Source organism: Rhizobium sp. BK312 (assembly GCF_014193605.1).
GTDB lineage: Bacteria > Pseudomonadota > Alphaproteobacteria > Rhizobiales > Rhizobiaceae > Rhizobium.
On record NZ_JACHZP010000001.1, the window covers coordinates 819,710 to 845,126 of the forward strand.

24 protein-coding genes are annotated in these 25,417 nt (G+C 59.9%); 12 read left to right on the forward strand and 12 right to left on the reverse strand.

What is annotated here, in order from left to right; all coding sequences use genetic code 11:
- The first annotated feature begins 88 nt into the window (after positions 1-88).
- The 3 genes from FHT85_RS03980 (at position 89) to preA (ending at position 4,287) form a co-directional block, all read left to right on the forward strand.
- Positions 89-1,120, forward strand: a complete 1,032-nt coding sequence (locus FHT85_RS03980) for a sensor histidine kinase (RefSeq protein ID WP_112411507.1) — start codon at positions 89-91, stop codon at positions 1,118-1,120.
- Between the two features lie 481 nt (positions 1,121-1,601).
- Positions 1,602-2,960 (forward strand): NAD(P)-dependent oxidoreductase, encoded by a 1,359-nt coding sequence (locus FHT85_RS03985; protein ID WP_112411506.1) that lies wholly within the window; start codon positions 1,602-1,604, stop codon positions 2,958-2,960.
- A gap of 13 nt (positions 2,961-2,973) precedes the next feature.
- Complete coding sequence (gene preA, locus FHT85_RS03990; RefSeq protein ID WP_112411505.1) at positions 2,974-4,287, forward strand: NAD-dependent dihydropyrimidine dehydrogenase subunit PreA; 1,314 nt, start codon at positions 2,974-2,976, stop codon at positions 4,285-4,287.
- Positions 4,288-4,435: 148 nt separating this feature from the next.
- On the opposite strand, the gene FHT85_RS03995 is transcribed toward preA, so the two are convergent.
- A complete protein-coding gene (locus FHT85_RS03995) occupies positions 4,436-5,080 on the reverse strand; it encodes a TetR family transcriptional regulator C-terminal domain-containing protein (RefSeq protein WP_112411504.1) in 645 nt (214 codons plus the stop codon).
- A gap of 308 nt (positions 5,081-5,388) precedes the next feature.
- Here FHT85_RS03995 and FHT85_RS04000 point away from each other — a divergent pair, with 308 nt between their 5' ends.
- The 3 genes from FHT85_RS04000 (at position 5,389) to hydA (ending at position 8,850) form a co-directional block, all read left to right on the forward strand.
- The gene (locus tag FHT85_RS04000) at positions 5,389-6,642 is read left to right on the forward strand and encodes a Zn-dependent hydrolase (protein ID WP_112334898.1); all 1,254 of its coding nucleotides are present in this window, start codon (positions 5,389-5,391) and stop codon (positions 6,640-6,642) included.
- Positions 6,639-7,280 (forward strand): endonuclease domain-containing protein, encoded by a 642-nt coding sequence (locus tag FHT85_RS04005; protein WP_246779869.1) that lies wholly within the window; start codon positions 6,639-6,641, stop codon positions 7,278-7,280. Before FHT85_RS04000 ends, FHT85_RS04005 begins: the two co-directional genes overlap by 4 nt.
- Positions 7,281-7,395: 115 nt before the next feature.
- Positions 7,396-8,850 carry a dihydropyrimidinase gene (gene hydA / locus FHT85_RS04010; protein ID WP_112411502.1) on the forward strand — a complete coding sequence of 485 codons (1,455 nt, stop codon included), beginning with the start codon at positions 7,396-7,398 and terminating at the stop codon, positions 8,848-8,850.
- A 135-nt stretch (positions 8,851-8,985) separates the two neighbouring features.
- Here hydA and FHT85_RS04015 read toward each other — a convergent pair whose 3' ends face one another.
- A complete protein-coding gene (locus tag FHT85_RS04015; RefSeq protein WP_112334900.1) occupies positions 8,986-9,399 on the reverse strand; it encodes a cupin domain-containing protein in 414 nt (137 codons plus the stop codon).
- 124 nt (positions 9,400-9,523) lie between these two features.
- Here FHT85_RS04015 and FHT85_RS04020 point away from each other — a divergent pair, with 124 nt between their 5' ends.
- The 6 genes from FHT85_RS04020 (at position 9,524) to FHT85_RS04045 (ending at position 18,448) form a co-directional block, all read left to right on the forward strand.
- Positions 9,524-10,315, forward strand: coding sequence for an ABC transporter ATP-binding protein (locus FHT85_RS04020; protein WP_112411501.1), 792 nt, complete (start codon positions 9,524-9,526; stop codon positions 10,313-10,315).
- Between the two features lie 72 nt (positions 10,316-10,387).
- Positions 10,388-11,275, forward strand: a complete 888-nt coding sequence (locus tag FHT85_RS04025) for an ABC transporter permease (protein ID WP_112411500.1) — start codon at positions 10,388-10,390, stop codon at positions 11,273-11,275.
- On the forward strand, positions 11,272-12,405 hold the full coding sequence (locus FHT85_RS04030) for an ABC transporter permease (RefSeq protein WP_112411499.1): 1,134 nt from the start codon (positions 11,272-11,274) through the stop codon (positions 12,403-12,405). Before FHT85_RS04025 ends, FHT85_RS04030 begins: the two co-directional genes overlap by 4 nt.
- 55 nt (positions 12,406-12,460) lie before the next feature.
- On the forward strand, positions 12,461-13,429 hold the full coding sequence (locus tag FHT85_RS04035) for an ABC transporter substrate-binding protein (RefSeq protein WP_041677634.1): 969 nt from the start codon (positions 12,461-12,463) through the stop codon (positions 13,427-13,429).
- Between the two features lie 493 nt (positions 13,430-13,922).
- Positions 13,923-15,113 carry an efflux RND transporter periplasmic adaptor subunit gene (locus tag FHT85_RS04040; RefSeq protein WP_112411498.1) on the forward strand — a complete coding sequence of 397 codons (1,191 nt, stop codon included), beginning with the start codon at positions 13,923-13,925 and terminating at the stop codon, positions 15,111-15,113.
- 14 nt (positions 15,114-15,127) lie between these two features.
- The gene (locus FHT85_RS04045) at positions 15,128-18,448 is read left to right on the forward strand and encodes an efflux RND transporter permease subunit (RefSeq protein WP_112399195.1); all 3,321 of its coding nucleotides are present in this window, start codon (positions 15,128-15,130) and stop codon (positions 18,446-18,448) included.
- 38 nt (positions 18,449-18,486) lie between these two features.
- Here FHT85_RS04045 and ureG read toward each other — a convergent pair whose 3' ends face one another.
- The 10 genes from ureG to FHT85_RS04095 all read right to left on the reverse strand — a co-directional run bounded on the left by ureG (position 18,487) and on the right by FHT85_RS04095 (position 25,399).
- A complete protein-coding gene (gene ureG / locus FHT85_RS04050; RefSeq protein WP_112411497.1) occupies positions 18,487-19,098 on the reverse strand; it encodes an urease accessory protein UreG in 612 nt (203 codons plus the stop codon).
- Between the two features lie 208 nt (positions 19,099-19,306).
- Positions 19,307-19,993 (reverse strand): urease accessory protein UreF, encoded by a 687-nt coding sequence (locus FHT85_RS04055; RefSeq protein ID WP_210293591.1) that lies wholly within the window; start codon positions 19,991-19,993, stop codon positions 19,307-19,309.
- A 6-nt stretch (positions 19,994-19,999) separates the two neighbouring features.
- Positions 20,000-20,500 (reverse strand): urease accessory protein UreE, encoded by a 501-nt coding sequence (ureE, locus tag FHT85_RS04060; protein WP_112411496.1) that lies wholly within the window; start codon positions 20,498-20,500, stop codon positions 20,000-20,002.
- A 77-nt stretch (positions 20,501-20,577) separates the two neighbouring features.
- Complete coding sequence (locus FHT85_RS04065; RefSeq protein ID WP_112399198.1) at positions 20,578-21,438, reverse strand: GGDEF domain-containing protein; 861 nt, start codon at positions 21,436-21,438, stop codon at positions 20,578-20,580.
- A gap of 273 nt (positions 21,439-21,711) precedes the next feature.
- Complete coding sequence (gene ureC, locus FHT85_RS04070) at positions 21,712-23,424, reverse strand: urease subunit alpha (RefSeq protein ID WP_112411495.1); 1,713 nt, start codon at positions 23,422-23,424, stop codon at positions 21,712-21,714.
- A gap of 3 nt (positions 23,425-23,427) precedes the next feature.
- The gene (locus FHT85_RS04075) at positions 23,428-24,051 is read right to left on the reverse strand and encodes a Urease operon accessory protein (RefSeq protein WP_112335281.1); all 624 of its coding nucleotides are present in this window, start codon (positions 24,049-24,051) and stop codon (positions 23,428-23,430) included.
- Between the two features lie 17 nt (positions 24,052-24,068).
- Complete coding sequence (locus tag FHT85_RS04080) at positions 24,069-24,503, reverse strand: lysozyme inhibitor LprI family protein (RefSeq protein ID WP_112411494.1); 435 nt, start codon at positions 24,501-24,503, stop codon at positions 24,069-24,071.
- A 15-nt stretch (positions 24,504-24,518) separates the two neighbouring features.
- On the reverse strand, positions 24,519-24,824 hold the full coding sequence (locus FHT85_RS04085) for an urease subunit beta (RefSeq protein ID WP_112334914.1): 306 nt from the start codon (positions 24,822-24,824) through the stop codon (positions 24,519-24,521).
- Between the two features lie 10 nt (positions 24,825-24,834).
- Positions 24,835-25,089, reverse strand: a complete 255-nt coding sequence (locus FHT85_RS04090) for a DUF1272 domain-containing protein (RefSeq protein WP_112334915.1) — start codon at positions 25,087-25,089, stop codon at positions 24,835-24,837.
- Between the two features lie 7 nt (positions 25,090-25,096).
- Positions 25,097-25,399: an urease subunit gamma gene (locus tag FHT85_RS04095; RefSeq protein ID WP_015340839.1), complete on the reverse strand. Its 303-nt coding sequence runs from the start codon at positions 25,397-25,399 to the stop codon at positions 25,097-25,099.
- Between the last annotated feature and the right edge of the window lie 18 nt (positions 25,400-25,417).

The following is a 25,417-nucleotide window of genomic DNA, read 5'->3' on the forward strand; positions in this document are numbered from 1 at the left end:
GCCGGTTTACCGACTGTTATCCGGGACGATTCTATAGGTCGGTTCAAGTTGTTACGAATGGGAACGCCCTATCGGCGGGGTTCCCAAAATGCGTGTGAAAGGCAAGCCGGTGAATACGTCTGAACCATTACCCGGCGCGCCTTTGAGTTTGGAAGGCAAGGCCGCTCTGATGGAGCGGGCGCTCGCGAGCGCCAGTGTGTCCGTTCTGTTTCAGGATGTAAATCTCTCGATCCGTTATGCCGACAATCTGCCGGATCATCTGCAGCCGTATGTCGTCATAGGCGGGAATGATTCACATCTCTTCGGCGAAAAGGACGGCGAGCATCTTTCCCGATTGAAGCGCGGCGTGCTCGACAGCGGCAGGCCGGCAACCGCCGAGGTCGAAATCGCCAGCGGCGACGGCATACGCATCTATGAACTAAAAATAGAGCGAGTCGGCGGGCGCAAGCCGCAAGGCGTGCTGTCGGTCATCTCGGAAATCACCGAAAGCCGCCACCGCGAAAAAGTGCTGAAGTCGCTGCTGCGCGAATTGTCGCACCGCTCCAAGAACCTGCTCGCCATCATTCAGGGCATCGCCACGCAGACGGCCCGCCACACGCTTTCCGTCGACAATTTCCTCATCAAGTTCCGCGGTCGCCTGCAATCCCTGTCGAATTCGCAGGATCTCATCACCGATTCCAGCTGGCGGGGCGCCTATCTCTTCGAACTGGCGGAAAAGCAGTTCGCACCCTATTGGCCCGATGCCGGCGTGCCCATGCCGATCTATGGCATCAACGCCCATCTGACGCCCAATGCGGCTGTGCATCTGGGCCTTGCTCTGCATGAACTCATCGTCAATTCCGCATCTCATGGCGCCATCTCGACCGGCGCAACCAGCATCACGCTGAACTGCAGGGAAGCCGAACTCGACGGCAAGAAGGCGATCGAAGTGGCATGGTCGGAACGATTCTACACATCCTCCGATCACGAGTTCGAAGACAACAGCTTCAGCCGAACGGTGCTTGAGCGCGTCGTACCGACATCCATGAACGGCCGCGCCGACTTCGCCATTGACGACGGAAGCATCGGCTATCGGATCACCATTCCCGAAACTGAATATGAAATCCTGAGACGCCGCTGAGGCTGATAACGGCGACAAAATAAAACAGCCAGTGCGAGGGCGGCGCACTGGCTGCTTTGCACTCATCGGGAGGGGACCGTGAGTAAAAGTCCTGAGACGTATTGGGCGTGCATCGGGAGATGCGATCATCGTCAGGACATCGACATAACGATGCTGCACGGCCTTGGTTCCATGCAGACCCCAAAAAATTCATCAGTTTTTCACATTTCAGCGCGACCGCAGAGATGATGCTTATCGGCCCATAGGCGGGTGCTCGTCATCCTCATCGCACCCCGATCTCTTTGGGGCCTTGCTCCAAGAAAGTAAAAATCTATTTAAATCATATGCTTAAAGCAATGATCGGGCACCCTCCTGAATTAGTTCTTCCATGGTTGAAGAACGCCCAGCGGCACGCTTTGCCTCCAAAATTTTACCGTTTGATAAATTTTTTAAGCTGAGTTACCGTTCCGGCACTAGCCGTTTACTATAAGAGGGAACTTCAATGGGACGACTGGAAACTGGGATTCATAAAGGCAGGCTCACGCCCGCCGAATATGATGCAAACTTTTCCGATCTTCACCCGCGCCTCACCAAGCATGAGGCGCTGGTCGCATCCGACCGCTGTTATTTCTGCTACGACGCGCCGTGCATGACGGCCTGTCCCACCTCCATCGACATTCCGATGTTCATCCGCCAGATCTCGACGGGTAATCCGATCGGCTCGGCCAAGACGATCTTCGATCAGAACATCCTCGGCGGCATGTGCGCCCGCGTCTGTCCCACCGAACAGCTCTGCGAGCAGGCTTGCGTACGCAACACTGCCGAAGAGCGCCCCGTCGAGATCGGCCGGCTGCAGCGCTACGCGACCGACGCGGCGATGGCTGAGAACAAGCAGTTCTATTCGCGCGCCGCGTCAACCGGCAAGAAGATCGCCGTCATCGGCGCCGGCCCAGCAGGCCTCGCCTGCGCCCATCGCCTCGCGGTCAACGGCCATGACGTCACCATCTTCGACGCCCGCGAGAAGGCCGGCGGCCTGAACGAATACGGCATCGCCACCTACAAGGCAGTCGACGACTTCGCTCAGAAGGAAGTCGATTACGTGCTTGCGATCGGCGGCATCGAGGTCAAGAACGGCCAGGCGCTCGGCCGCGATTTCAGCCTTTCCGACCTCTCCCAGCAATATGACGCCGTCTTCCTCGGCCTCGGCCTTGCCGGCGTCAACGCGCTGCGCGCCGAAGGCGAGGATCTCGATGGTGTCGCCGATGCCGTCGCCTATATCGCCGGCCTTCGCCAGGCCGGCAACAAAGCCGATATCGCCATCGGCCGCCGCGTCGTCGTTCTCGGCGGTGGCATGACCGCGATCGATGCGGCTGTGCAGGCAAAACTGCTTGGCGCCGAAGAAGTGACGATCTGCTATCGCCGCGGCAAGGAGCACATGAACGCCTCGGAATTCGAGCAGGATCTGGCCACCTCCAAGGGCGTCATCATCCGTCATTGGCTCGCCCCAAAGCGCATCCTCGACAAGGACGGCAAAGTCGCCGGTATCGAGGTCGAATATACCGAGCTGCGTGACGGCAAGCTCGTTGGTACCGGCGATGTCGGCGTCATCGCCGCCGACCAGATCTTCAAGGCGATCGGCCAGACGTTCGAGGCATCGGGCCTCGGCGCGCTGCGCATGGAATCCGGCCGCATCGCCATCGATGGCGAAGGCCGAACCTCGATCGAAGGCGTATGGGCAGGCGGCGACTGCGTGCTTGGCGGCGATGACCTGACGGTCTCGGCCGTGGCACAGGGTCGCGACGCGGCCGAATCCATCAACCGTGCGCTCGCTGCCGCCAAGGCGGCCGCTGCAGTCGCCTGAAAGGGGAACCGACATGGCTGATCTCCGCAATAATTTCGTTGGCATCAAGTCTCCGAACCCGTTCTGGCTCGCCTCCGCGCCGCCGACCGACAAGGCCTACAACGTCGAGCGCGCTTTCAAGGCAGGCTGGGGCGGTGTAGTCTGGAAGACGCTCGGCGAAGAAGGCCCGCCTGTTGTCAACGTCAACGGCCCACGCTACGGCGCGATCTGGGGCGCCGACCGCCGTCTGCTCGGCCTCAATAACATCGAGCTGATCACGGACCGCGATCTCTACACCAACCTGCGGGAAATGAAGCAGGTGAAGAAGAACTGGCCGGATCGCGCGCTGATTGCCTCGATCATGGTGCCTTGCGAGGAGCAGGCTTGGAAGGCGATCCTGCCGTTGGTTGAGGAAACGGAAGCCGACGGCATCGAGCTCAACTTCGGCTGTCCCCACGGCATGTCCGAACGCGGCATGGGCTCCGCGGTCGGACAGGTGCCGGAATATATCGAAATGGTCGTGCGCTGGTGCAAGCAATACACGCGCATGCCGGTCATCACCAAGCTGACGCCGAATATCACCGATATCCGCAAGCCCGCTCGCGCCGCCAAGGCCGGCGGCACGGATGCGGTCTCGCTGATCAACACGATCAACTCGATCGTCTCGGTCGACCTCGATAATTTCGCTCCGAACCCGACTGTCGGCGGCAAGGGCAGCCATGGCGGCTATTGCGGCCCGGCCGTCAAGCCGATCGCGCTCAACATGGTGGCAGAAATCGCCCGCGATCCGGAAACCTACGGCCTGCCGATATCGGGAATCGGCGGCATCACCACCTGGCGCGATGCGGCGGAATTCCTGGTGCTCGGTGCCGGCAACGTGCAGGTGTGCACGGCGGCCATGACCTATGGCTTCAAGATCGTCGAGGAGATGATCACGGGCCTTTCCGACTGGATGGACGAAAAGGGTCACCGCAGCCTGGACGACGTCATCGCCCGCGCCGTGCCGAATGTCTCCGACTGGCAATATCTGAACCTCAACTACATCGCCAAGGCGAAGATCGATCAGGACGCCTGCATCAAGTGCGGCCGCTGTCACATCGCCTGCGAGGACACCTCGCACCAGGCGATCACCAACTTCGTTGATGGCGTCAGGCGCTTCGAGGTGATGGAAGAGGAATGCGTCGGCTGCAATCTCTGCGTCAACGTCTGCCCCGTCGAGAACTGCATCACCATGGAAGAACTGCCGGCCGGCGCCCTCGACAAGCGCACCGGCAAGGTCGTCGACCCGAACTACGCCAACTGGACGACCCATCCGAACAATCCGATGGCTCGGCAGGCGGCAGAATAACTGCGGCAATATCGGCAAGCATTCAAAAGGCGGTCGCAGCCTGCTGCGGCCGCCTTCTTCGTAACCGAGATCCGCACGATCGAATTAGGAAACTTTAACTCGTTCACCTGCGATATGCAGCGCTATGCTTCCGGGATCGCACCGCCGCTCAGCTATGGCGAATCCGAAGCCCGTCAACGAAAAGCTGTTCCAGATAGCGGGCGGCATCCTCGAAGCGCCCCTCACCCGAATGCTCGTCGCCGAGCACGGCGCGCACCTGTACGTCGAAATCCGCGTAATGCTGCGTGGTCGACCAGATCGAAAAGATCAGGTGATAGGGGTCGCATTTGGCGATCTTACCGTTCCGAGCCCAGGTGCGGATGACTTCCGCCTTCTCATCGACAAGGGCTTTCAACGGCCCGCGCAGCTCATCCTCCACATGCGGCGCACCCTGCAGCATCTCATTGGCAAACAGACGGCTTTCGCGTGGAAAATCGCGGGCCATTTCGAGCTTGCGGCGGATATAGGACCGGATCTCGCTTTCCGGATCACCGTTGGCATCGAAGGCGCGTAGCGGTTCCAACCAGGTAAACAGCACCCTGTCGATCAAGGCCCGATGCATCGCCTCCTTGGTGCGGAAATAGTAAAGCAGATTGGGCTTCGACATGCCGGCGACTTCGGCGATCTGGTCGATGGTCGAGCCACGAAAGCCGCTGACAGAAAACACGTCCAGCGCGGCTTCCAGTATGATTTCCTCTTTCTCTTCCTGAATTCGGGTGCGGCGCTGCGTCCTGGCGGCTCTGGGGATGGCCATATCTGCTCTGTTTCTCCTTGAAATCCAAGCCTTTCGGCCGTTCCCTCATTCACCCTGTCGATGCATCGGATTTCGGCAATCGCCTGAAATTTTATCGGAATTTTTCGTGCTTTTCGTCTTGAGCCGCGCCACGGAAGTTGTAATGTTTACCAATCGGTCAAATTATCCGTCAGATGTCTCCTAAAGGCAACTGGCGATTTCCGGACAAGAAAAACAAGACGACGCTCCGGAATTTGAAATAAGACCAACGGGAACAATTTCGGGCATGCGCCTTGCGTGCCCCCGGACAAACAGGTGAGGATTGCATCATGGTGGCAGCGCCAGGAGAAAACATGCGTATCAATGGCGATCGCCTTTGGGATACGCTGATGGACATGGCGAAGGTCGGCCCCGGCATTGCCGGCGGCAACAATCGCCAAACGCTGACCGATGCCGATGCCGAAGGACGCAGCCTTTTCAAGACCTGGTGCGACAAGGCCGGCCTGACTGTCGGCGTCGACAAGATGGGCACCATGTTTGCCACCCGCGCCGGCACCGACCCGGCTGCGCTCCCCGTCTATGTCGGTTCGCATCTCGATACCCAGCCGACCGGCGGCAAGTATGACGGCGTGCTCGGCGTGCTCGCAGCGCTCGAAGTCGTCCGCACGATGAACGACCTCGGCATCAAGACCAAGCACCCGATTGTCGTCACCAACTGGGCCAACGAGGAAGGCGCGCGCTTCGCACCCGCGATGCTTGCTTCCGGCGTCTTTGCCGGCGTGCACACACTGGACTATGCCTATGGCCGCAAGGATCCGGACGGCAAGACCTACGGCGAAGAGCTGAAGCGCATCGGCTGGCTTGGCGACGAGGAGGTCGGCGCTCGCAAGATGCATGCCTATTTCGAATATCACATCGAGCAGGGCCCGATCCTCGAAGCCGAGGACAAGACCATCGGCGTCGTCACGCACTGTCAGGGTCTTTGGTGGCTGGAATTCACGCTGACCGGCAAGGAGGCCCATACCGGTTCGACGCCAATGAATCTCCGCGTCAACGCCGGCCTTGCCATGTCGCGTATCATCGAGATGGTGCAGAGCGTCGCGATGGAAAACCAGCCGGGGGCCGTCGGCGGCGTCGGCCAGGTTTTCTTCTCGCCGAATTCGCGCAACGTGTTGCCGGGCAAGGTGGTCTTCACTGTCGACATCCGCACGCCCGACAAGGAAAAGCTCGATCGCATGCGTGCCAAAATCGAAGCCGAAGGCAAGAAGATCGCCGATGCCCTCGGCGTCGGCTGCACGGTCGAAGCCATCGGCCATTTCGAGCCGGTGACTTTCGATCCGAAGCTCGTCACTTCCGTGCGCAACGCGGCCGAGAAACTCGGCTACAGCCACATGAACATCATCTCCGGTGCCGGCCACGATGCCTGCTGGGCTGCCAAGGTCGCCCCCGCCACCATGGTCATGTGCCCCTGCGTCGGCGGCCTCTCCCACAATGAGGCGGAAGAAATCTCCAAGGAATGGGCGACCGCCGGCGCGGATGTGCTGTTCCACGCAGTCGTCGAGACGGCGGAGATCGTGGCTTGACGATGGCTCGCGCGCAGCAGACCCACTTATCCTCCCTGCGGGCACTTTCTCCCCGAGGGGAGAAGAGAGGGTTTGCTGCGATTGTCGACGTCACATGCGCAACCTTGGCTGAAAAGGTATTGTTCGGCATCAAAGGTGCGGCGGAGATCCCCTTCTCCCCCGCGGGGAGAAGGTGGCCCGAAGGGTCGGATGAGGGGGCACCGCGGATGGCGGACAACAACGACATCACCAAACGCCGCCCCGGCAAGACGACGCAAGCACGCCACCTTCGCAAGAACGACACGGAAGAAGAATACCGCCTCTGGAGCGATCTGCGCGGTCGTCGCTTGAACGGACACAAATTCACCAGGCAGATTCCTCTCGGTCCTTACGTCGTTGACTTTCTTTGCCGTGACAAATTGCTGATCGTTGAGATCGACGGTTTTCAGCATGCAGCATCTCCTGCCGATATCATCCGCACGCATTGGCTCAATACACAGGGTTATTCAGTGTTGCGGTTCTGGAATCATGAGGTGCTGAAAGAGCGTCGAGCAGTTTTGGAGACGGTTCTAGCGGCTCTTGAGGGACAAATATTCCAGCGAGACGACGTGCTACGCTTCTATCCTGCGAGCCAACCGCAAGCGGAAATAAGCAAATGAAGCGTCCGAACCACACCCCCTCATCCGCCCTTCGGGCGCCTTCTCCCCGAGGGGAGAAGGGGAAATGCGTCGCGTTTCCCAATTTCGAAAATTTCACACATCTGGAGCATGCGCCATGAGCACAGTTATCAAGGGTGGAACCATCGTCACGGCCGACCTGACCTATAAGGCGGACGTGAAGATCGAAGGCGGCAAGATCGTCGAAATCGGGCAGAATCTCTCAGGCAACGAAGTGCTCGATGCCTCCGGCTGTTACGTCATGCCCGGCGGCATCGATCCGCACACGCATCTCGAAATGCCGTTCATGGGAACCTATTCCTCCGACGATTTCGAGAGCGGCACCCGCGCTGCCCTTGCCGGTGGCACGACCATGGTGGTGGATTTTGCACTTCCCTCACCCGGCCAGTCGCTGCTCGAGGCGCTGACCATGTGGGACAACAAGTCCACTCGCGCCACCTGCGACTATTCCTTTCACATGGCGATCACCTGGTGGGGCGAGCAGGTCTTCAACGAGATGGAAGCCATCGTCCGCGACAAGGGCATCAACACCTTCAAGCATTTCATGGCCTATAAGGGCGCACTGATGGTGGATGACGACGAGATGTTCTCTTCCTTCCAGCGCTGCGCCGAGCTTGGCGCGTTGCCGCTCGTCCACGCCGAAAACGGCGATGTGGTCGCACAGATGCAGGCAAAGCTGCTGGCGGAAGGCAATAACGGTCCGGAGGCGCATGCCTACTCCCGCCCGGCCGAGGTCGAAGGCGAGGCAACGAACCGGGCTATCATGATCGCCGACATGGCCGGTTCGCCCGTCTACATCGTCCATACCTCTTGCGAACAGGCGCACGAAGCCATCCGCCGCGCCCGTCAGAAAGGCATGCGCGTTTACGGCGAGCCGCTGATCCAGCACCTGACGCTCGACGAAAGCGAGTATGCCAACGCGGATTGGGACCATGCCGCCCGCCGCGTCATGTCGCCGCCCTTCCGTAACAAGCAGCATCAGGACAGCCTCTGGGCCGGTCTTGCCTCCGGCTCGCTGCAGGTGGTCGCGACGGACCATTGTGCGTTTACCACCGAGCAGAAGCGCTTCGGTCTCAACGACTTTACCAAGATCCCGAACGGCACCGGCGGCCTTGAGGATCGCCTGCCGATGCTCTGGACCTACGGCGTCAACACCGGCCGCCTGACGATGAACGAATTCGTCGCCGTCACATCGACCAACATCGCCAAGATCCTCAACGTCTATCCGAAGAAGGGCGCGATCCTTGTCGGCGCCGATGCCGATATCGTCGTATGGGATCCGAAGCGCTCTAAGACCATCGCCGCCAAGACGCAGCAGTCGGCGATCGACTACAATGTCTTCGAGGGCAAGGAAGTCACCGGCCTGCCACGCTATACGCTGACGCGGGGCGTGGTCGCCATCGAGGAAGGCACGGTGAAGACGAAGGAGGGCCATGGCGAGTTCGTCAGGCGCGATCCCTTCACCGCCGTCAACCGCGCGCTTTCGACCTGGAAAGAAGTCACAGCGCCGCGCAAGGTTCAGCGCAGCGGCATCCCCGCCAGCGGGGTGTGACGCTTGGGCACGGCGCTTCGGCTCATCGGCCGCCTAGAGCAATTCCAGGAAAAGTGCATAGCGGTTTTCCGTCCGAAATTGCGTAAAAACAAAGAGATAGAGCATTTTCGCGATTCGAAGAAAAGCGAAACAGCTCTAGCGCGGCACATACCGCTCCAGATCCGGCAGCAGTACGACGCTTTCCTGCTCGTTCGGGTCGGTTCGGGCGATGACCGCTGTCGCCGGCCGGTCGCTGAGATTGGCTGGAAGATGCGGGACGCCGGCCGGAATATAGAACATCTCGCCTTCGCGGACGATGACGTGTTCTTCCAGCCCGTCGCCGAACCAGCAATGCGTCTCGCCGGAAATCGCGTAGATCGCCGTCTCATGCGAGGCGTGGAGATGCGCCTTGGCGCGGGCGCCGGGCGGGATCGTCAAAAGATGCATGCAGATCCCCGTCGAGCCCACTGTCTCGGCGGCAATCCCTTCGAAATAGCTGAGGCCCTGTTTTCCGGCATAGGCGCTGCCGGGCCGCACAACACGGCAGGTGGGCTTCGATGAGACATTCATGGCGTTGCTCCCCTCGGTCCAGCAGCCACAAGGCGCCCTCGCCTCTCCTGACTGCGGCAATGCCAAACAAGATAACATGCAATCCGCCCCAACCATGCGGCGAAAACAGGACTGGTAGGTGTTAATGACGTCATCCGCTTCCTCCGTCGTCTCCGCGCGGAATCTCTGTCTCACCTACGATACGAACGACGGGCCGGTGAATGCGCTGAGCAATGTGGATCTCGATGTTCGCAAGGGCGATTTCGTCTCCTTCATCGGCCCCTCCGGCTGCGGCAAGACCACCTTTCTGCGGGTGATTGCAGATCTTGAGCGAAAGACATCAGGCGACATCTCCGTCAACGGCATGTCGCCGGAAGATGCCCGCAAGGCCCGCGCCTACGGCTACGTCTTTCAGGCCGCAGCCCTCTATCCCTGGCGAACGATCGAAAAGAACATCGCTTTGCCGCTCGAAATCATGGGCTACGACAGGCAAGAACAGGCCAAGCGCATCGCACGGACCCTCGACCTCGTCAATCTCAACGGCTTCGAGCACAAGTTCCCCTGGCAGCTTTCAGGCGGCATGCAACAGCGAGCCTCGATCGCCCGCGCGCTGGCCTTCGATGCCGATCTGCTGCTGATGGACGAGCCCTTCGGCGCGCTGGACGAAATCGTCCGCGACCACCTGAACGAACAACTTCTGAAGCTATGGAAGCAGACGAACAAGACCATCTGCTTCGTCACCCACTCCATCCCGGAAGCTGTCTATCTCTCCACCAAGATCGTGGTCATGTCCCCGCGGCCGGGCCGCGTCACCGACGTCATCGAATCGACGCTTCCGGCAGAGCGACCGCTCGACATTCGCGAAACGCCGGAATTCCTGGAAATCGCTCACCGCGTCCGGGAAGGACTGAGAGCGGGGCACAGCTATGAGGAATAGGACGATGGATAGCTCCGTCGCGCGACAGCCCTTCGCCCTAGCTCTCCCCCCGCGCACGGGGACGGCATGAGCATGGAAAAGGAACAGTTCTTCAAGCACAAGTTCCTGCCGGTCACGACGATCGTCCTGGCGATCATCCTGCTCTGGTATGTCTTCGCCGTCATCCTCAACGCACCGTTCCAGCGCGATCTCGACCGGCGCGCTGGTGTCACCCCGACGACGGTGGAATTCATCGGCAAGACGCTGGCACAGCCGAAACCGACTCTGCCTGCGCCGCATCAGGTAGCGCAGAATGTCTTCGAAAACACTTTCCTGCGGGTTCCTACGAGCAATCGCAGCCTCGTCTACAATGCATGGATAACGCTGGCGCCGACAGCGGTCGGCTTCGCATTTGGCACAATCCTCGGCGTCCTCTTTGCAGTTGGCATCGTTCACCTCGTCGCACTCGACCGCAGTCTCATGCCCTGGATCATCGCGTCGCAGACCATCCCGATCCTCGCCATTGCGCCGACGATCATCGTCGTCTTCAGTGCCCTTGGCATAGACGGATTGATCCCGAAAGCGCTGATTTCCACCTATCTATCGTTCTTCCCGGTCACCGTCGGCATGACAAAGGGTCTTCGTTCGCCGGAAATCATGCATCTCGACCTGATGCGCACCTATAATGCCAGCAGCTGGCAGACCTTCTGGAAGTTGCGCGTGCCGGCTTCGGTCCCCTTCCTCTTCACCTCCATGAAGGTTGCGATTGCCGCAAGCCTGGTTGGAACGATCGTCGGCGAGCTGCCGACGGGCGCGGTCGCCGGCATCGGCGCAAAGCTGCTCGCCGGCTCCTATTACAGCCAGACGATCGATATATGGGCAGCTCTCGTCGCAGGCTCCGTCCTCGCGGCGGTCCTCGTCGGTATCGTCAGCATCGCTGCCCGCATTGTCGACCGTTCGATGGGAGGCAGAACGGCATGAGATCCTTTCATTTCTCCTGGCAAGGCATGCTTGCCATTCTTCTCTGTCTGTTGGCGATCCCCGCGTTGCCGATGCTTGCGACGGATGCCGCGGCACCCGTCAGCAGCGGAACGACCTTCGTCATCTTCATTCTGATTGCCGCAGCGGCCGCCCTCTCCTTCATGCGCCTATCCGCAGATCTGAGCGCGGCGACACTCTTCTTCGGCGCGCATGCGGCGGGATGGCTGCTCCTTGCCGGAATTTCCGGCAATGAAGGCAAGGCGCAAGCGTCCTTCTTCATTCTGATTGCCGCCGCCTGGTTGCTGGCCTGGCGCTGCGTTTCCGTCCTATCGTCGATGCGATCGCATTCGACCGCCGGCAATTATACGCTGCGGCTGCTGATCCCGGCGATCTTCGGCATATGGATACTGATCATCTGGGAAGCCGTCACTCGCGGCGCCGGCGTTTCTCTGGTCCTTTTGCCGCCGCCGAGTGCCATCGGCGCCAGGATCGTCAATTCGATTCCAACATTATGGATCGATGTCCGCCAGACGATCCTCACCGCTGTCCTGATCGGCTACATCATCGGCTGCGCCAGCGGCTTCGTCGTCGCCATTCTGGCGGACCGCTTTGCCTTCCTGCGCCGCGGTCTGCTGCCGATCGGCAACCTGGTCTCTGCCCTGCCAATTATCGGCGTCGCACCGATTATGGTCATGTGGTTCGGCTTCGACTGGCAGTCCAAGGCAGCCGTCGTCGTCATCATGACCTTCTTCCCGATGCTGGTGAATACGGTGACTGGCCTTGCTGCCGCCGGCAACATGGAACGCGACCTGATGCGCACCTACGCATCAGGCTACTGGCAGACACTCTTCAAGCTGCGGCTTCCGGCTGCTGCGCCCTTTATTTTCAACGCGCTGAAGATCAACTCGACCCTGGCTCTGATTGGTGCCATCGTGGCGGAGTTCTTCGGCACACCCATGTCGGGCATGGGCTTTCGCATTTCAACCGAAAATGGCCGGTTGAACCTCGATATGGTCTGGGCCGAGATCGCGGTTGCCGCGATCGCCGGCTCGGTCTTTTACGGTATCGTCGCCATCATCGAACGAATGGTGACGTTCTGGCATCCGTCTATCCGTGGTGGGCAGGCGTAATCCAGGATCTCTTCAAAGGGATCGAGGCATAACTTCAGAGGGAAAGGGTGAAGACATGAAAAAAATAATGTTTGCATTGATGGCAAGTGCCATGACGCTTGCCGCCACCCAGGGCGCGATGGCGGCGGATAAATTGACGCTGCAGCTGAAATGGGTAGCCCAGGCTCAGTTCGGCGGCTATTTCGTCGCCAAGGACAAGGGCTTCTACAAGGAAGAAGGTCTCGATGTGGATATCAAGGCGGGCGGCCCTGATATCGCTCCGGAACAGGTGATCGCCGGTGGCGGCGCCGATGTCATCGTCGACTGGATGGGCGGTGCGCTGGTTGCCCGCGAAAAAGGCGTGCCGCTCATCAACATCGCGCAGCCCTTCGAAAAATCCGGTCTGGAGCTGATCTGCCCGAAGGATGGCCCGGTCAAGACGGAGAAGGATTTCAAGGGTCACACCCTCGGCGTCTGGTTCTATGGCAACGAATATCCCTTCTTCGCCTGGATGCACAAGCTCGGCCTGAAGACCGACGGCGGCAAGGATGGCGTCAACGTTCTGAAGCAGAGCTTCGATGTGCAGCCGCTCGTCCAGAAGCAGGCCGACTGCATCTCCGTCATGACCTATAACGAGTACTGGCAGGCGATCGATGCCGGCTTCAAGGCCGAGGACCTGACCGTCTTCAACTATACCAAGCTCGGCAACGACCTTCTGGAAGATGGCCTCTACGTCAAGGAAGACAAGCTGAAGGATGCGAAGTTCAAGGCTGATATGGTGAAATTCGTCCGTGCGTCGATGAAGGGCTGGAAGTATGCCGTCGAGCATCCGGACGAAGCCGCCGAAATCGTCATGGACAATGGCGGCCAGGATGAAAACCACCAGAAGCGCATGGCCGGCGAAGTCGCCAAACTTATCGGCAACGGCAAGCTCGACATGAAGACCTATGACCGTACGGCCGAAGCCTTGCTCGACCAGAAGATCATCAACAAGAAGCCATCCGGCGCCTACACGCATGAGATCACGGACGCTGCTCTGAAGTAGGCTGAAGCAATCACAGAGACTAAAACGCGCGAGGTTTGCGGCCTCGCGCGTTTTTTTCATTTTGTAACAGCAGCCACAAAAGGCTGGCTTTCTTGCAGGAATTGCCTGAAAAGCCTTCGCCTATCAATTATTCGAATGCTGACATCACAATGCCGTGATTGCTTCGCATGGTTGTAGACGATAGAAATGCCCGCGAAATCATTTTCTCGTGATCTTGCGAGAATTGAAAACCGCTCCCATCTACAAGGGCGATTTTAGGATGAGGACCTGCAAGGCATGACAGACGGATATTACAGCGCCGCGCGTCAAATATGACGCGCAAAGGTCGCTGTAACACTTTAAATCTGCTGCATAATTTTACCCTTGAATCGATTCGATTTAAGGAATTATGCAGTCATCCGCCGGGGAAGCCGGCTCGCATGCAGTGATCTCCCGTGCTCGCGACGGAAAACCGCGAAATCCCTTTGACCAATGCCGAACTGGAACCGGACGCATGGCCTTCACGCCGTTTAGACTTCTGAGCACGACTGCCATTCTGCTTTCCCTGCTGGCCGCTCCCGCTGCCATGGCAGAGCAGGCTGCCGTCACCACGCCGAAGCAAAATCTGCCCGCAATCGTCATCACCACAGCCGCAATGCGCCACCTGACCGACAAGGTCGTCGCGAACGGCACGGTGAAGGCCGTCGAAGAGGTCTACATCCAGCCGCAGGTGGACGGTCTCTCCATCCGTTCGCTCAATGCAGATGTCGGTGACAAGGTCAGCGCGAACAGCACGCTTGCCACGCTGAACGACGACGCGCTGATCCTGCAGAAGAGCCAGATGCAGGCGACGCGGGCCAAGGGCGAGGCAAGCCTGGCGCAATTGCACGCACAGCTCGCCGAAGCCCGCGCCAATGCCGAAGAAGCCGAATTGCAGCGCGTGCGCGCCGTTGCCATGGGTGCCAAGGGCACCATGTCGACCTCCTCGGTGGAGCAGGCCAATGCTTCGGCTGCCGCCAACAAGGCCCGCGTGGTTTCCGCCGAACAGGCAATCGCCGTTGCGGAGGCCGATCTCAAGGTCACGGATAGCCAGATCGCCGATACGGATCTGAAACTTGCCCGCACCGGCATCAAAACCCCGGTGGCAGGCACCGTCGCATCGCGCGATGCCCGTGTCGGGGCTATCGCGAACGGTAACGGCGATCCGCTCTTCACCATCATCCGCGACAGCCAACTCGAGCTGGTGGTCGATGTCTCCGAGACTGATATCACCAAGATCACGATCGGTCAGAAAGCGTCCATCGCGCTCTCCGGCAGCCGCGAGAAGCTTGCCGGGACTGTCCGTCTCGTCGCTCCGATCGTTGACCCCGTCACCCGCCTCGGCGCGGTGCATATCACGATCGACGATGGCGAGAAGGCGCGCGCCGGCATGTATGGCAGCGCCGAGATCATCATTCGCCAGGAAGATGGCGTCGCCCTGCCACTGACGGCCGTCAATAGCGAGGAAAACGGCTCGTCCGTCCGCAAGGTCGAGAATGGCGTGGTCAAATTCCTGACTGTCGAGACAGGCATTCAGGACGCTGGCTATGTCGAGATCCTCAAAGGCCTGAAAGCGGGCGATGACGTCGTCGCCAAGGCCGGTGCCTATGTTCGCGACGGCGACCATATCACGCCTGTGCGCGACGCGTCGCAAGCCTCCAACTGAGCGAGAACGGCAAGATGAACTTCTCCGCCTGGTCCATTCGAAATCCGGTCGCCCCGCTCCTCGGCTTCTTCCTGCTGATGGTGGTGGGCGCGCACGCCTTCTTCAATCTGCCCATCACCCGCTTCCCGAACATCGACGTGCCGATCGTCAATGTCACCGTGACGCAGAGCGGCGCCTCGCCGGCCGAGCTCGAAATGCAGGTGACGAAGGAGATCGAAGACGCCGTCGCCAGCATCAACGGCATCGACGAAATCCAATCCACCGTCACGGATGGCCAATCGCAGACCGTCGTCGTCTTCCGCCTGGAAGTGCCGACCGAGCAGGCCGTTCAGGATACCAAGGATGCGATCGACCGCATCCGCGGCAATCTGCCGTCGACCATCGACGAGCCGATCGTCTCCAAGGTCGATGTCGTCGGCCAGGCGATCCAGAGCTTTGCCGTGTCCTCGCCGAACATGACGCTCGAGGAGCTGTCCTGGTACGTGGACGATACGGTCAAGCGCGCGCTGCAGGGCAAAGCAGGCATCGGCCGCGTCGACCGCTATGGCGGCGCCGATCGTGAAGTGCGCATCGAGCTCGATCCGAACAAGCTGAACGCCTATGGCATAACAGCGCTTTCGGTGAGCCAGCAGCTTCGCAGCACCAATATCGATCTCGGCTCCGGCCGCGGCCAGGTTGCCGGCAGCGAACAGGCAATCCGCGTGCTCGGCGACGCCCGCAACGTCGCCCAGCTCGCCGATACGACGATCGCTCTGACTAACGGCCGCTTCGTCAAGCTCTCCGATCTCGGCGCCATTAAGGACACCTATCAGGAACCGAAGTCCTTTTCGCGCTTCAACAGCGCCCCCGTTGTCACCTTCGGCGTATTCCGCGCCAAGGGCGCCAGCGAGGTGACGGTCGCAAAGACAGTAGCCGACACGCTCGACAAGGTGCGTGCCGAGAACCCGAACGTCTCGATCGAGATGATCGACGACTCCGTCTACTACACCTATGGCAACTACGAATCGGCGATGCACACGCTGATCGAAGGCGCCATACTGGCCGTCATCGTCGTCTTCCTGTTCCTGCGGAACTGGCGCGCAACGCTGATATCGGCGGTTGCCCTGCCGCTCTCCGCGATCCCGACATTCTGGATCATGAACCAGATCGGCTTCTCGCTGAACCTCGTCAGCTTTCTGGCATTGACGCTGGCGACCGGTATTCTCGTCGATGACGCCATCGTCGAAATCGAGAACATCGCCCGCCACATCAAGATGGGCAAGACGCCCTATCGCGCTGCCATCGATGCTGCAGACGAAATCGGTCTTGCCGTTATCGCGACGACCTTCACCATCATCGCGGTCTTTGTGCCGGTCTCCTTCATGCCGGGCATTCCGGGCCAGTATTTCATTCAGTTCGGTCTGACGGTCGCCTTCTCGGTGTTCTTCTCGCTGCTGGTGGCGCGTCTGATCACGCCGATGATGGCCGCCTATCTGATGCGCGCCGAAGATGGCGTCGACGATCATCACGACAATGACGGCCGCTTCATGCGTGGCTATAGCTGGCTGGTGCGACTGACGACGAAGAAGTGGTACACGCGTTATCCGACGCTGCTCGCCGCCTTCGCGTTCTCGATCGCATCGGTCTTCGCTCTCATCATGTTCGTTCCCGGCAGCTTCATCCCGCCGGAAGACGCCTCGCGTATCGTTCTGTCAGCGGAACTGCCGCCGAACGCCCGGCTCGATGATACCGAACAGGCAACCAACGAAATCTATCGGCGCGTGAAAAGCATAGATGGTGTCGAAAGCGTCTTCGTGCTCGGCGGCGCCTCGCCGAAGGGCGATCTGGAACTGCGCCGCGCCACCGTAACGCTGACGCTCGGCAAGCTCGATCAGTCGCTGGCGAAGAAGCTGGTGAACGACGTCCTCGGCTCGCTCCCTGTCATCGGCCCTCACCTGCCGAAGGTCACCGTCCACGGGCGCGTACGCCCGCAATGGGACATCGAGAAGGAAGTCTTTGCAAAGCTGAGCTCCATTCCCGACGTCCGCATCACCAAGCTGAACGACCGCGGCGATCGCGACCTGACCTATAACTTCCTCTCGCGCAGCGAGAAGGATCTCAACCAGGCCGTCGGCATCCTGGAAGCCAAGCTGCGTACCGATCCGGCGCTCGCCAATGTCAGCGCCGACGGCGCCCTGCCGCGGCCGGAACTGCAGATCTATCCGCGCAAAGACGAGGCCGCGCGCCTCGGCATCACGCCGCAGATGATTTCCGACACGATCCGCGTTGCCACCATCGGCGACATCGACGCTTCGCTCGCGAAGATCTCGCTCGACGACCGCCAGATTCCGATCCGCGTTCAGGCCTCGCTCGGGATGCGCCGAGACCTGGCGGCGATCCGCGCCTTGCGTATCAAGACTGCCACTGGCAACACCGTACCTCTGTCGAGCGTGGCCGACATCGACTATTCCGAAGGCCTGTCGTCCATCAAGCGCAACAATCGCTTCCGCGTGGTCGCCATCGGCGCCGACCTGCCGCAAGGTGTGGCATTGGATACGGCATCCGAGCATTTCCTCGAAATCGTCAACAACGCCAAGATTCCCGCAACCGTGCATCTGGCGGAAAGCGGCGATACCAAGGTCCAGAAGGAAATGCAGCAGAGCTTCGGCAACGCCATGCTGCTCGGCCTCATGCTTGTTCTGACCGTGCTGATCCTGCTGTTCAAGGATGTGATCCAGCCCTTCACTATTCTGCTCTCGCTGCCACTAGCAATCGGCGGCGTGGCGCTGGCCTTGATCATGACCGGCAACGCGCTGTCCATGCCCGTCATGATCGGCATTCTGATGCTGATGGGTATCGTGACGAAGAACGCCATCCTGCTCGTCGATTTCGCCATAGAGATGATGCATCAGGGCATGCCGCGGCTGGAAGCGGTGATCGAAGCCGGCCGCAAGCGCGCCCGTCCGATTATCATGACCTCGATCGCCATGTCAGCCGGCATGCTGCCTTCGGCTCTCGGAGTGGGCGAAGGCGGCTCCTTCCGCGCGCCGATGGCGATTGCCGTCATCGGCGGCATCATCGTTTCCACGGTGCTCAGCCTGGTGGTCGTGCCGTCCTTCTTCCTCATCATGGACGACTTGTCCCGTCTGCTAGGCTATCTCTTCGGCAGACTTGTCGGCAGGAAAGATGTGGATGACGAGGTCATCACCAAGGAAGGCTTAGCCGTCGCCGTCAATGAAAACCGCCAGTCGCTTGCCAATCTGGAAGAGCGGCTTGAAACCATAGAGAACAAAGACGGCAGAAGCAGATCCGTGGGTACGAATGTCCTAAAGCTGCCGCCCTTCGCGGCAGAATGAAACAGCCTCGGCGGATATGGAGATAAGCGCGGGGCGGCTCAAAGGCCGCCCTGTTCCTTTAGGAAATCGACGATCCTGCTGACGCCCTCGCCCCGCTTCATGTCGGAAAAGACGAAGGGGCGTGCCTGGCGCATGCGGGTGGCATCGCGATCCATCACCTCGAGGTCGACATCGACGAAGGGCGCCAGATCCTTCTTGTTGATGACCAGAAGGTCGGATTTGGTGATGCCGGGGCCGCCCTTGCGCGGAATCTCCTCTCCCTGACACACCGAGATTACGTAGATGGTTATATCGGCAAGATCAGGTGAAAAGGTTGCAGCCAGATTGTCGCCGCCGGATTCGATGAAGACGACGTCAAGGTCGGGGAGACGCTCGTTGAGGCTGGCGATAGCTTGCAGATTAATCGTCGCATCCTCGCGGATCGCGGTGTGCGGGCAGCCGCCCGTTTCGACGCCGACGATGCGATCCGAAGGCAGCGCCTGCATGCGCACCAGTGCTTCCGCATCTTCGGTCGTGTAGATGTCATTGGTGACGACGGCGACGGAATAGTCGTCGCGCATCGCCTTGCACAGCTTCTCCGTCAACGCCGTCTTGCCGGAACCGACGGGGCCGCCGATCCCAACGCGCAAGGGTCCATGTCTCGATTTCATGCTCGCAACTCCGATAAAGCAAGAGAGCAATTCCAGGAAAAGTGCGTAGCGGTTTTCCGTTTGGAATTGCGTGAAAACAAAGGGATAGCGCGTTTTCGCCCTTTGAAGAAGGGCGGAATGGCGCTAGCATAGCCAAGCGTGCCGCCGTCGCACAGCGGCGAATGACGTAGGCGATGTTTCGATCTCAATATTTTCCTGAAGACGCCCCTCATGACCGGAAGAGCCGCGTGCTCTGGGTTTCGTGCCGTAGGCTCGCAATATCCCCTTGCACGGTCGCAGCTCCGAGATCGTCAAGGCTGGATTGGGCGGCCCGTCGCGCGACATCCGCAAAGAGACCTTCAAGTCGCGCCAGAATGGCAACGCCGTCTTTCTGGCCGCTGACGCCGAGGCGAATGCCGGCGGATACCATCTGCGAGGCCAGCGCATGCAGGAAGGCGGCAGACGCCTTCTCGGCGACGATGCCATGCGCACCTGCGACGGCGCCAACAGCAACCGGATAGGCCGTCTTTGCCGGGAGCATGGAAAAGATCGCATGCGGCCAGGCAGCGGCGGCCGAAAGAAAGGCATCTCCCAGCAGCATGGTCTCGTTATGGCGCTCCTTCGAACCGGCCAGTGCCTCGGCAAGCTCCGCAACGGCCGCAAGCCGCGGCCCATCCGCGTCAGCCCGATGCGCCTCGACCAGCAGCACCGCATCGTTCCACGCGGAACCATGCTCAATGAGTGCAGAAATCCAATGGCTGAGGCCGGAGCTGTCGCGCACCAGGCCGTCATGTACCGCACGCTCCAGGCCGCCGGAATAGGCGAACGATCCTACGGGAAACGCCGGCGACAGCCACGCCATCAGCCGCAACAGCGCCCGCAGGTCGCCGTCGTCCGAAATCGCATTGTTGGTCATCACGGTTCAATCGTGCGAATGGTGGTGATGATCCTGGCCAGGATGATGGTGGTCGTGGCCATGCGAATGGTTGCCGTGGGAGTGGTAGGCGCCGCGTGCCGGCTGGAAAGGCTCGCTGACTTCCGTCACAGTCGCACCCAACCCTTCGAGCATAGCGCGGATCACATGATCGCGCAGGATCAGGATACGCTCTTCCTCGATCTGAGCGGAAAGATGCCGGTTGCCGAGATGCCAGGCAAGTTCGATCAGATGCAGGCGGTCGCGTGGGCGGATTTCGAAAAGCTTTTCGTCCGCGGCGACGATCTCGATCAACTCGCCATCCTCGCGCACCAGCAGATCGCCGCTCGCAAACAGCACCGGCTCCTTGAGGTCGAGCATGACCATCTCGCCATTTTCAAGATGCAGGAGCTTGCGGCGCAGATGCCTGAGATCATGCGGCAGGACGACACGATCGATCGGATTGGAGGAAGGGGTGCCGGCCGGCAGATAGGAAGTGACGCGTAGCATGGCTGTTCCAATTTATACTTTGGCAGACCATGCAAAATTGTCGCCGCCCGCGCAAGCATCAATGACGTGTGGAAGCCTCACATCTGCTGCACATAGCGTTGCAGTTCCCTGACATCCGTCGTTGCCTCCTGCTCCTGCTCGGAGGCGCAACGATTCCAGACCTGCGACAGACGCTCGCGCTCGTGCATGACACGGTTGCGGCCAAGCGTCTTGGCAAGATAAAGCGCCTTATCGGCGGCAGCGTAGACGGCCTCCGTCTTACGATCGCCGCCGATGTCGGCAATCCCAGCGGAAATGGTGATCTTCACCGACCCGCCTTCAATGGCGATCGACTGTTCGGCGATCTGCTCCTTGATCTCCTCAACGCGCGCGATACGCTCGGCCGTATCGCCGCCATGGATGATGACGCCGAACTCCTCACCGCCAAGTCGCGCAATCACGTTTTCTCCAGTGAAGGCATCAGAAAATAGCCGCGACACCGCAACGATCACCGCATCACCGGATGCGTGCCCAAAGCGATCATTGATCGTCTTGAACCGATCGAGATCGAAGATCACCAATGACGCGCCGTCCTTGGCCGTATTCAACACCTCGGTAAAGGCACGGCGATTGAGCAGGCCGGACAGCGTGTCGGTGCGGCTCAACCGCTCGAATTCGGCACGGGAGACCGCGAGCCTGTGAATGGAAAAGCCTACCAGCACCGCAAGCGCGCCGGACACGGTGCCGCCGATGATCCATGCCAACAAAACGCCAAAGCGCATCGCCTCGAAGATCGGCAATGGCAAAAGATCAAGCCATTGCATCACAAAAATCAGCACCAGGATGATGGCAAGCGACATGATGACCGCGACAAAACTCATCTTAAGCGCGAAAATAAAAATCGCACGTCGCTGCTGAAAGTTACCGAGTTCGGCCTGCAGCGAAATCCATTGCTTCATGCGATTCACCTTCCTCAGCCCACTATTTCAATCATGTGAGATAGGGGTGAAGACGCTTCCAGGTCTTTAATGGAATGATTAAAAAGCGGTGTATTTCCCAAGTTGTGAACAGCCGGGAAGCTACATCCAGAAAATCCAGCCTGCCGATAGAAATGCGCAATAGCCGCGCCACCACGTCATGTCATTGATATTGCTGCGCCCAGTACGCAGCATATGAAAACCCCGGGAAACCGGGGCTTTCATATCCGCCAAAGATCGGCGTCCGAAATATCCTCAGAAAAGGAAATAGCGCTGCGCCATCGGCAGCACCGTCGCCGGCTCGCAGGTCAGAAGTTCGCCATCGACGCGCACTTCATAAGTTTCCGGATCCACCTCGATATGCGGCGTCAGGCTGTTGTGGATCATCGATGCCTTGGAAATGCCACCGCGCGTGTTCCGGACCGGCAGCAGCGTCTTGGCGACACCGAGCTTGCCGGCAAGCCCGGCATCGAACGCTGCTTGGGAAACAAAGGTCACCGACGAATTCGTGCGATTCTTGCCATAAGCGCCGAACATCGGCCGGTAGTGCATCGGCTGCGGCGTCGGAATGGAGGCATTCGGGTCGCCCATGGGTGCTGCGGCGATCGAGCCGCCGATCAACACCATCTCCGGCTTCACGCCGAAGAAAGCCGGGTTCCAGAGCACCAGATCGGCACGCTTGCCGACTTCGATCGAACCGACCTCATGGCTGACGCCATGCGCGATCGCCGGGTTGATCGTATATTTGGCGATGTAGCGCTTCGCGCGGAAATTATCGTTGTCGCCTACCTCCTGTGCCAGGCGGCCGCGCTGGCGCTTCATTTTGTCGGCGGTCTGCCAGGTACGGATCGCCACCTCGCCGACGCGGCCCATGGCCTGGCTGTCGGAGGAGATGATCGAAAAGGCGCCGATGTCGTGCAGAATATCCTCAGCGGCGATGGTCTCCTTGCGGATGCGGCTTTCGGCAAAGGCGATATCCTCCGGGATCGACGGCGACAGGTGATGGCAGACCATCAGCATGTCCAGATGCTCGGCGATCGTATTAACCGTATAGGGCCGCGTCGGGTTGGTCGAGGACGGGATGACGTTCGACTGCCCGCAGATCTTGATGATATCAGGCGCATGGCCGCCGCCCGCGCCTTCCGTGTGGAAGGCGTGAATGGTGCGACCCTTGATGGCACCGATCGTATCCTCCACGAAGCCGCTTTCATTCAATGTATCCGTGTGGATCATCACCTGCACATCATATTCGTCCGCAACGCTGAGGCAGCAGTCGATCGCCGCCGGCGTCGTGCCCCAATCCTCATGCAGCTTGAGCGCACAGGCTCCGCCAAGCACCATTTCCTCCAGTGCGGCGGGAACGGAGGCATTGCCCTTGGCGGAGAGACCGATATTCATCGGAAAGGCATCGAAGGACTCGATCATCCGCGCTAGATGCCACGGTCCCGGCGTGCAGGTCGTTGCCAGCGTTCCATGCGCCGGCCCCGTGCCTCCACCGAGCATGGTGGTGACGCCCGACATCAGGGCTTCCTCGATCTGCTGCGGGCAGATGAAATGAATATGGCTGTCCATGCCGCCGGCGGTGACGATCTTCCCCTCACCGGCAATCGCCTCCGTGCCGGGTCCGACGATGATATTGACATTGGGCTGCATATCCGGATTTCCGGCCTTGCCGATTGCAACAATGCGGCCGTCCTTCAGACCGATATCCGCCTTGACGATTCCCCAATGATCAAGGATGAGCGCATTCGTAATGACTGTATCGACGGCTCCGCCGGCGCGCGTCACCTGGCTCTGTCCCATGCCGTCACGGATGACCTTGCCGCCGCCGAACTTCACCTCCTCGCCATAGGTGGTGAAATCCTTCTCCACTTCGATGAACAGTTCGGTGTCTGCCAGACGAACCTTGTCGCCAACAGTCGGTCCGAACATATTGGCATAGGCGGCACGAGAAATCTTGTAGGGCATGATTCAGTCTCCTTCGGAGGCAGAGATAAGGTTCGTGGCGGCAAGGCGCCTGAGGCGACCGAGGGAAACATAGGCATCCACCAGCTGTTTCTCGGCGGCAAACGGATGTTCCTCCCAGCCTGTGTGGCTGAAACCGGTAATGGCAATATCGTCGTCAGGATGGCGTGACATCACATCGGCGATCACGATCATGCCGCTGCTGGGCACGATGTAGGAGCCGGGATCGTAATCCGCCAACGCCGTATCGACGCCTTCGTGAATGGCTCGATCGATCACCACATGCCGCTTACCTGTGGCCTGGCAGAACGCGGTGAACTGATCGGTATAATCGTCGCAGAAATCGTCTAGCTCGGGATGCGAGATCGCCAAAGATACGCGCAGCTCAGAGAATTTGTCTGGATCACGTACGCTCCAGATTTCCGATGCGGCAGCGACAGCAGGGCTCTTGCGCCACTCCGCCGAGCCGAGCATGGCGCGGGCCGGCCGGCCTGTGTTGCAGACAGCGACGACATCGGTTCGCCTGCCACCGCCTCCCATCGATCGGCAATCGTTGAAACGGATCACGAGATCGGCGGCATCGATGACAGCGGCTGCACCGGCTGCAACCTCACCATTGCCGACGATCACCACCTGGTGTCTGGAATTCACTGACCGCCCTCCGGCCCATCAGCGAGATCCTTCAATTCCTTGGTCCGCATCTTGGTCAGCTCCGCCTTGCAGCCGGAGACGAGCATGGGCTCCATCGAGCCGCCGCGGGCCTCAAACCCTTGTGCCTCACACTCGCCGTCGCGATAATCCACCCAGGCGCGCTGGGCTTTAACCAGCGCCTTTTCAGCGCCCTTCATGTCGTTATCGAGATCCGCATCGATGGCGACCATCGCAGCGCGCGTTTTCTTATATTGCGCGTTCAACGCCTTGTCGGCCGTGTCGAACTCAAGAGCGGCGCAAATGTTGAGGTCCGTCTGCGCCTCGGCTTTGGCGCAATCGATCTTCGGCTCATCCGGATTGTTCTGCGCAAAGGTAGGGCCGCAGATCAGGGCTGCAGCAAGAGCGACGGCAGCGGGCGCAAGCAATTTCATCGACACCCCCAGAAGCTAGAGCTTGCCCATGACCTGCTGACGGAAGCCATAGACTTCGCGTTTGCCCGACAGCGGGATCAGGGTGACCGAACGTGTCTGCCCCGGCTCGAAGCGCACGGCGGTACCGGCGGGAATATCGAGCCGCATGCCCCTTGCCTTGTCGCGGTCGAAAGACAGCCCGGCATTGGTCTCGGCGAAATGATAGTGGCTGCCGACCTGAACCGGCCGATCGCCCGTATTGGAAACCTCAAGCGTTGTGGTCGGCGCTCCGACGTTGAGTTCGATGTCGCCGCTTGCGGCAATAATTTCACCTGGAATCATGGTTCTCTCCTCATGCGGCCTGGACGGGCGCACATCCCTCAGCTTTCAGAACACGTTTTGTCGAAGCGGGATATTTGGCGAGCAAGGCCGCCGGGCGGATTGGACGCTGCGCGAAGTCACCGCCGCAGTTCGGGCAGATGCCGCCTAATACGGTATCGACGCACTCAACACAGAAGGTGCACTCGAAGGTGCAGATCATAGCCTCTTGGCTTTCCGGCGGCAGATCCCTGTCGCAGCATTCGCAATTTGGCCTCAGCTCCAGCATGGCAACCTCATCGGATGGGTTCGTGGACCGTGACGAGCTTGGTGCCGTCGGGAAAAGTCGCCTCGACCTGAACGTCATGGATCATCTCGGCAACGCCTTCCATCACCTGATCGCGCGTGATGACATGGGCGCCGGTCTCCATCAACTCAGCGACCGGGCGGCCATCGCGTGCGCCTTCGACCACGAAATCGGTAATCAGCGCAATGGCTTCGGGATGATTGAGCTTCACGCCGCGCTCAAGCCGCCGCCTCGCCACCATCGCCGCCATCGAAATCAGCAGCTTGTCTTTTTCTCTCGGAGTGAGGTTCATCGCCTACCTATGTGATTG

Bases quoted from the DNA above. Each gene is read 5' to 3' on its own strand.
- FHT85_RS03980 (WP_112411507.1), top strand. From the start codon at position 89: ATGCGTGTGAAAGGCAAGCCGGTGAATACGTCTGAACCATTACCCGGC.
- FHT85_RS03985 (WP_112411506.1), top strand. From the start codon at position 1,602: ATGGGACGACTGGAAACTGGGATTCATAAAGGCAGGCTCACGCCCGCC.
- preA (WP_112411505.1), top strand. From the start codon at position 2,974: ATGGCTGATCTCCGCAATAATTTCGTTGGCATCAAGTCTCCGAACCCG.
- FHT85_RS03995 (WP_112411504.1), bottom strand. From the start codon at position 5,080: ATGGCCATCCCCAGAGCCGCCAGGACGCAGCGCCGCACCCGAATTCAG.
- FHT85_RS04000 (WP_112334898.1), top strand. From the start codon at position 5,389: ATGGTGGCAGCGCCAGGAGAAAACATGCGTATCAATGGCGATCGCCTT.
- hydA (WP_112411502.1), top strand. From the start codon at position 7,396: ATGAGCACAGTTATCAAGGGTGGAACCATCGTCACGGCCGACCTGACC.
- FHT85_RS04015 (WP_112334900.1), bottom strand. From the start codon at position 9,399: ATGAATGTCTCATCGAAGCCCACCTGCCGTGTTGTGCGGCCCGGCAGC.
- FHT85_RS04020 (WP_112411501.1), top strand. From the start codon at position 9,524: ATGACGTCATCCGCTTCCTCCGTCGTCTCCGCGCGGAATCTCTGTCTC.
- FHT85_RS04025 (WP_112411500.1), top strand. From the start codon at position 10,388: ATGGAAAAGGAACAGTTCTTCAAGCACAAGTTCCTGCCGGTCACGACG.
- FHT85_RS04030 (WP_112411499.1), top strand. From the start codon at position 11,272: ATGAGATCCTTTCATTTCTCCTGGCAAGGCATGCTTGCCATTCTTCTC.
- FHT85_RS04035 (WP_041677634.1), top strand. From the start codon at position 12,461: ATGAAAAAAATAATGTTTGCATTGATGGCAAGTGCCATGACGCTTGCC.
- FHT85_RS04040 (WP_112411498.1), top strand. From the start codon at position 13,923: ATGGCCTTCACGCCGTTTAGACTTCTGAGCACGACTGCCATTCTGCTT.
- FHT85_RS04045 (WP_112399195.1), top strand. From the start codon at position 15,128: ATGAACTTCTCCGCCTGGTCCATTCGAAATCCGGTCGCCCCGCTCCTC.
- ureG (WP_112411497.1), bottom strand. From the start codon at position 19,098: ATGAAATCGAGACATGGACCCTTGCGCGTTGGGATCGGCGGCCCCGTC.
- FHT85_RS04055 (WP_210293591.1), bottom strand. From the start codon at position 19,993: ATGACCAACAATGCGATTTCGGACGACGGCGACCTGCGGGCGCTGTTG.
- ureE (WP_112411496.1), bottom strand. From the start codon at position 20,500: ATGCTACGCGTCACTTCCTATCTGCCGGCCGGCACCCCTTCCTCCAAT.
- FHT85_RS04065 (WP_112399198.1), bottom strand. From the start codon at position 21,438: ATGAAGCAATGGATTTCGCTGCAGGCCGAACTCGGTAACTTTCAGCAG.
- ureC (WP_112411495.1), bottom strand. From the start codon at position 23,424: ATGCCCTACAAGATTTCTCGTGCCGCCTATGCCAATATGTTCGGACCG.
- FHT85_RS04080 (WP_112411494.1), bottom strand. From the start codon at position 24,503: ATGAAATTGCTTGCGCCCGCTGCCGTCGCTCTTGCTGCAGCCCTGATC.
- FHT85_RS04085 (WP_112334914.1), bottom strand. From the start codon at position 24,824: ATGATTCCAGGTGAAATTATTGCCGCAAGCGGCGACATCGAACTCAAC.
- FHT85_RS04090 (WP_112334915.1), bottom strand. From the start codon at position 25,089: ATGCTGGAGCTGAGGCCAAATTGCGAATGCTGCGACAGGGATCTGCCG.
- FHT85_RS04095 (WP_015340839.1), bottom strand. From the start codon at position 25,399: ATGAACCTCACTCCGAGAGAAAAAGACAAGCTGCTGATTTCGATGGCG.